Here is a 6,000-nt window from a genome sequence, read left to right as displayed (position 1 = left end):
GCGCCCAGCAGTGGCATGCCGTAGCGCAGGTAGGGTCCGACGGTGGTGACGACCACGGTGGTGCGTGCGGTCATGGTCTCGAGTGCGGCGCGGTCGGTGGCGTCGACCACGATCAGTTCCCAGCCTGCGGCTGTGGGGCCGAGGTCGTCGCGGACGGTGGTCAGTTTGTCCAACGATCGTCCTGCCAGGGCGATGCGCGCGGATTCCGGTGCGGCGCCGGCGAGGTATTGCGCGGTCAGTGTGCCGACGAAGCCGGTCGCACCGAATAGGACCAGGTCGAACTCCCGAGCGCCGGACTCCTGAGCACTGCCTGCCATGATCATCTCCATCCCTGGTATGTCGCGATCACCGATGCTGTGGGCTGCTTTGTGGGGTTGTTCGATGCGGTTGTTCGGCGGTCGACAATCCAGGTGCGGTAGCCGTCGGCGAGGCAGACGGATCGATCAGTCTCCGAGGGGCAACTCCGGGGCGGTGAGCACATGTGTACGCGCGTTGAACACCTCCGGCGCCCCGCCGACGCGAACCATGCCTTCGACGGCACTCCACACCAGCATGGTGAGATAGTCGATCACGGTCTCGTGGGGCAATGACTTGTGGGTGGTCCACCAATGCGTCGCCAGTTGGATGCCGCCGACCAGCATGTACGAGGCCAGCTCCGTGCCCTCGGTTCGGACTCCGTGTTTCTGTGCGCGGTCGGTGATGACCGTGCACACCACCTCTGCGAAGAGTTTTTCGAACTCCGCGAGCGAGGATTGGTCGGCCGCGCCATTGCCCATGATGAAGCGGTAGACCTCGGGGTCTTCGTCGACGGTGCCGACGTACTCCGACAGCGCGGAGCGAACCAGCTGATATTCGTCGGCGTCCAGGCTGATCGCGCTGTAGACCCGCGGCATCAGCGTCGTTTCGATGAACCGCTGCATGGTTGCACGCACCAGGTCGTTCTTATCGGAGAAGTATCGGTACAGCACGGTCTTGGACACACCGATCTCCGCGGCGATCTCATCCATGCCTGCGTTGCTTCCGCGGGCGCGTACCGCGGCGAGCGCGCCGTCGACGAGTTCTTCTCGGCGATCGATCTTGTGCTGGCGCCACCGGCGTTTGCGGCCGTCGGTCCGGGCGCCGTGTACCGCTGACGATCGTTCGCCGACATCGACAAGGTCGTTGGTGGACAGCATCGGCTCCTCGTCTGTCGGTGCTCGGTCCGCTCCAGCTTATGTGCCGAGTACGTCGATCGGGGTGTTTTGGGGGGTGGATGCGGCAGGAACCACAGTGCCGACTGCCGGGCGTGCCGAGATTCGTTCGCGACTCGACTGCACTCCGGGGCACAGCAGAATGGGACCCATGGAGAAAGCCCCCGGCAACACCGCGGTGTCGAACCGCCCCGCCGAGCCGCTCGGTTTGGCCGCTGCGCTCGGCGAGGCGGACAAGCGCCGCGATCTCTGGCGAATGAAGGCGTTCGCCACTGGCTTGCTCGCTCTGGCCACGGCGATCTATCTGTTCTGTCGCTGGACCGAGTCACGCGGCGCGGGCGGCGATTGGGTGGGGTATGTGCGCGCGGCGTCGGAGGCGGGCATGGTCGGCGCGCTGGCCGACTGGTTCGCGGTGACCGCTCTGTTCCGGCATCCGCTGGGTATCCCAATTCCGCATACTGCGATCATCCGGCGGAAGAAAGATCAGCTCGGCTCGAGTCTGGGTTCGTTCGTCGGCACGAATTTCCTTGCACCAGAGGTCGTTTCGGCGAAACTCAAGTCCGCGGAGATTTCCTGGCGGGTGGGGCGGTGGATGGCCGATCCCGGTCATGCCGCTCGGGTAGCGCAGGAGAGTTCGATGATTCTGCGTGCCCTCGTCGGGGTACTACGCGACGAAGACGTCGAGCAGGTGATCGACAACACCATTGTGCGGCGGATCGCCGAGCCGCAGTGGGGTCCGCCTATCGGCCGGGTTCTGGCGGAACTACTCGCCGACAATCGTCAGCGGGCGCTGTTGGACCTGCTCGCCGAGCGTGCCCACCAGTGGGCGCTCGGAGCGCAGGAGACCATCGATCGAATCGTGTTGCGGGACGCGCCACCGTGGGCGCCGAGATTCGTCAATATGCTGCTTTCCGAACGGATCTACCGGGAAGTGGTCGAATTCACCTGGAAGATTCGATCCGATCCCGATCATGAGGTGCGGTCGGCGGTGAATCGCTTTCTGGAGGAGTTCGCCGATGATCTGCAGTACGACGATGCCATGATCGCCAAGGCAGAGCGGGTCAAGGCGCAGATCATGGGTCGTGAGGAGATCACCGGAATGGCCGAAGCCACGTGGCGCGCGGCCAAGCGGCTCATCCTGGAGTCCGTGGACGACCCGAACAGCACCCTGCGCCGCAAGGTCGCCGAGAATGTTCAGCAGTTGGGTGAGCGACTGTGCGCCGATGCCGATATGCGCGCCACAGTGGACGGGTGGCTCGACCGCGGCGCTCGCTACCTGGTGGAGAACTACGCGGACGAAATCAGCACCCTGGTCACCGACACGGTTGCCAGGTGGGACGCCGAGGAAGCCAGCAAGAAGATCGAACTCCAGGTCGGCCGGGATCTGCAGTTCATCCGGATCAATGGCACCGTGGTCGGTTCGCTTGCCGGACTGACGATCTACACCATTTCCCATCTGATGTTCGTCGGCTGATCGACACCCTCCGGGGTGTTTGCCGCACATCTGCTAGCAGACTGCTTGCAATTGCTAGCGCCCAACCCTAGAATCGATCCCGTACAACCGCCAGAAGGTGAGTGATGGCAGACCAGTCCGAGGTTCCAGCCGAGTACACCGACAGATCGGATGAGCACCCGTTCGACATCGGGGAACGCGGGGGCCGCGTCGCCAGCGCGGCGCACGACATCGGAGGCTTCATCAGGGCGCAGCGGGAGGCCGCACAAGTTTCGCTGCGACAGCTCGCTCAACTGGCGGGGGTGAGCAACCCATATCTGAGTCAGATCGAGCGCGGGTTGCGTAATCCGTCTGCCGAAGTGCTCACGCAGATCGCCAAGGCACTGCGGGTCTCCTCGGAGGTCTTGTACGTACGCGCTGGCTATCTCGAGCAGCGGGCGCCCAGTCCGGTCAGGGATGCCTTGCTCGCCGACACCTCGATCACCGAGCGCCAACGGCAGGCGCTGCTGGAGATCTACGAATCGTTTCGTCGGGAAGCCGAGGAAGCGATGAGGGGGGAACGCATGGGACAGCGACGTTCCGCCGGGACAACACACACTCCGCCACGTCAGGAGAACGAACCACTATGACCGAGACGAACGCCACCGTGACCAAGCCTTTGTTCGCCACCATCGGCGCGGGTGATGCTCTCTATGCGACGGTCAACGACATCGTCGCGCAGGTACGCGAGCGTGCCACCACTGCCGAGGTGCAAAGTCGGGTGGAGGACGCGCGCGAACGTTGGGCCGCGATGCCGGCAGATGTGCAGGCACAGTTCGAGTCGTTGCGTGAACGGTTGGCCGGGCTGCCTGCGGAACTGCCCGACGATATTGCCGAATTGCGCGAGAAGTTCACCGGTGACGAGTTGCGCGCATTGGCCGAGAAGTACTATCGCCAGACCCTGGATACCTACGCCGACCTGGCAGAACGCGGCGCGGAGACACTCGAACGGCTGCGGAGCAACCAGCGTGTCGATGAGCGGATCGGCCAGGTCGAAACACTGTACGACGACGCGGTGCATCGCGCCGAGGACGTGGTCGACCTGATCAACGGGCTGCTCGGGCGCCCGGTCGAGACCGACGATGCTCCGATCGTCGAGGCCGAAGTCGTCGAGGTGACCACCGAGTCCACGCCGGTTTCCGCTGGCAACGGTGCATCGACGAAGGTTGCGGCCGAGGAAACGGTGGCCGAGGAAACCACGGCCGAGGAAACTGCGGCCGACGAACCCGCGGCCACCGAGGCGCCGACCAAGAAAGCCCCACCCAAGAAGGCCTGAACACTTCGACGGTCGGTAGCCGCCGAAGCACTCTCGGAAAGAAGTGACCCGCCCGAAGCCTCGAGCGCCGCCTGGTATCGGTGCTCGGGGCTTCTATGATGGGTGATGTGAACATGGTGCAGAGTTGGGCCGGGAACATTCTGCTGGTGTTGCAATTGGCTGCGCTCGGGGCGACCGTCTTCGCGCTGATCCATGCCATACGCCAGCGTCCGGATGCCTTCACGGCGGTGGACAAGCTGACCAAGCCGATCTGGCTGACGATCCTCTCGGTGGCTGCGGTCGTGCTCCTTCTGGTTCAAGGCCTGCTCGCATTCGTCGCGATCATTGCCACCGGCGTCTACCTGGCCGATGTGCGTCCCAAAGTGGACGAGGTACAGCGCGGTCCGCGCTGGTGAGCCGATAGCGGCCCGGTCAGGAGAACACGACCGTGCGGCGGCCGTGCACGAGTACGCGGCCCTCCAGGTGCCAGCGCAGCCCACGGGCAAGCACCACCCGCTCGATGTCGCGCCCCTGGCGGACCATGTCGCGCACATTGTCGGCATGGTCGATCCGAATGACGTCCTGCTCGATGATCGGCCCCGCGTCCAGCTCCGCGGTCACATAGTGACAGGTGGCGCCGATCAATTTGACACCACGGCCGAAGGCTTGGTGATACGGGCGAGCCCCGACAAACGACGGCAAGAAGCTGTGGTGGATATTGATCGCCTTGCCTGCCCAGTGTTCGCACAGCTCGCCGGGTAGCACCTGCATGAACCGAGCAAGGACGACCGCGTCGGGATCGTAGCCGTCGACCAGAGCCCGGACTTCGTCGAAGGCGGGGCCGCGCTCGGTTGGGTCGGCGGAGAACGGCACGTGATGGAATTTCACGCCATGGGCCTCGGTCATCGCTGCCAGATCCGCGTGATTGCCGATCACTGCGTCGATGGTGGCCGGCAACTCGCCACTGAGCGCGCGGCCGAGCAGGTCGTGCAGGCAGTGCCCGTCTTTGCTGACCAGTAGTACGGCGTGGCGGCGCTCGCCGGAGTCGAGCAGTTGCCACTCGGCCGCAGGCAGATCGGCAGCAAGCTCGGTGAACCGTTCACGCAGCTGCGCGACCCCGAACGGCACCGTGGCAGCACTGATCGCCTGGCGAGTGAAGAACCAGCCGGTGTCCGGGTCGGAGTGATAGCCGGCCTCGACGATCGAGCCGCCGAAGCCGGCAATGAACGACGTGATCTCCGCGATGATGCCGGGGCGGTCCAAACAGCCCAAGGTCAGCACGTAGCGGCGGTCGTCCGGGGTGTGTGGAGCGGAACCCATGGTCACATCTTCTCAGGCGCACAATGTTGCTGCTGCGCGCGCCCATGGTGTCACCTGTGCACATTCGGCGCGGCCAGCCGAGCTAGGCGCTGGTATCGGTGTCAGAGGTTGTAGAACGGTTCCGCGAAATGGAACTCGCCGACTATTTGCGAGTCGTAGGCCGATAGCGATCGGACTTGAAAGTGGCCCACCCACGCGGGCTCGTCGAGGGTGATGCCGAGCCGCGCGGCCGGGACGAAGCCGAAGCGTGGGTAGAACTCCGGGCTGCCGAGCAGGCCGACCAGCGGCTCGTCGAGTGCGTCGGCGGCGCCCAGTGCCGCGTGTATGAGGGCCGACCCGACTCCGGCGTTCTGATGGTCGGCCAGCACACCTGCCGGGCCGAGCGCCAGTACCGGGAAAGGGCCGACGGTGGCTCGGGTCAGGCACAGGTGGCCGACCACGGTGTCGTGCTCGATCGCCACCAGCGCCAGTGTGGGAATCCAGCCCGCGTCGGCGCGTAGCCGGGACACGAGGCCCACCTCCGGCGGGTCCGCGCCACGGTCGGTGGACGCGTCGACCCCATCGGGTACCTTGGCGTACCGAGGTGCGAAGGCGCTGCGATACACGGCCGCAATTGCAGCGACATCGTCGGCGCGTTCGCGACGGATCAGCAAGATCGTCTCCTCCCGGGCGAAGTAGGCCTCATCCGTACACCCTGATCGACAGACCGTGGGTTCCCGTTCTTCGATGCGCCACCAGCTACG

Annotated in this window: 8 protein-coding genes; 4 read left to right on the top strand and 4 right to left on the bottom strand. The window is 65.0% G+C overall.

Translation table 11 applies throughout. From position 1 onward, the window contains the following. Together K940_RS0108320 and K940_RS0108315 are read right to left on the bottom strand one after the other, a co-directional pair. A partial coding sequence (locus K940_RS0108320) for a saccharopine dehydrogenase NADP-binding domain-containing protein (RefSeq protein WP_196812134.1) occupies positions 1-317 on the bottom strand: 317 nt, incomplete at its 3' end. A 126-nt stretch (positions 318-443) separates the two neighbouring features. Beyond that, complete coding sequence (locus tag K940_RS0108315; RefSeq protein WP_051406989.1) at positions 444-1,175, bottom strand: TetR/AcrR family transcriptional regulator; 732 nt, start codon at positions 1,173-1,175, stop codon at positions 444-446. Between the two features lie 166 nt (positions 1,176-1,341). On the opposite strand from K940_RS0108315, the gene K940_RS0108305 reads away from it, so the two are divergent. The 4 genes from K940_RS0108305 to K940_RS0108290 all read left to right on the top strand — a co-directional run bounded on the left by K940_RS0108305 (position 1,342) and on the right by K940_RS0108290 (position 4,353). Further along, the gene (locus K940_RS0108305) at positions 1,342-2,664 is read left to right on the top strand and encodes a DUF445 domain-containing protein (protein ID WP_036527880.1); all 1,323 of its coding nucleotides are present in this window, start codon (positions 1,342-1,344) and stop codon (positions 2,662-2,664) included. Between the two features lie 104 nt (positions 2,665-2,768). Then, entirely contained in the window at positions 2,769-3,272 is a 504-nt protein-coding gene (locus K940_RS0108300; protein WP_028477150.1) for a helix-turn-helix domain-containing protein, read from the top strand. Next, positions 3,269-3,958, top strand: coding sequence for a heparin-binding hemagglutinin (locus K940_RS0108295; RefSeq protein WP_028477149.1), 690 nt, complete (start codon positions 3,269-3,271; stop codon positions 3,956-3,958). Before K940_RS0108300 ends, K940_RS0108295 begins: the two co-directional genes overlap by 4 nt. Before the next feature lie 113 nt (positions 3,959-4,071). Continuing rightward, positions 4,072-4,353 (top strand): DUF2516 family protein, encoded by a 282-nt coding sequence (locus K940_RS0108290; protein WP_028477148.1) that lies wholly within the window; start codon positions 4,072-4,074, stop codon positions 4,351-4,353. 16 nt (positions 4,354-4,369) lie between these two features. Here K940_RS0108290 and purU read toward each other — a convergent pair whose 3' ends face one another. Both purU and K940_RS0108280 read right to left on the bottom strand, forming a co-directional pair. Next, positions 4,370-5,257 (bottom strand): formyltetrahydrofolate deformylase, encoded by an 888-nt coding sequence (purU, locus tag K940_RS0108285; RefSeq protein WP_028477147.1) that lies wholly within the window; start codon positions 5,255-5,257, stop codon positions 4,370-4,372. A 101-nt stretch (positions 5,258-5,358) separates the two neighbouring features. Further along, complete coding sequence (locus K940_RS0108280) at positions 5,359-5,910, bottom strand: GNAT family N-acetyltransferase (protein WP_028477146.1); 552 nt, start codon at positions 5,908-5,910, stop codon at positions 5,359-5,361. Positions 5,911-6,000: the final 90 nt, after the last annotated feature.

The organism is Nocardia sp. CNY236 (assembly GCF_000482385.1).
In the GTDB taxonomy this organism is placed as follows: domain Bacteria; phylum Actinomycetota; class Actinomycetes; order Mycobacteriales; family Mycobacteriaceae; genus Nocardia.
This window is presented reverse-complemented; position numbering and strand designations above follow the sequence as displayed.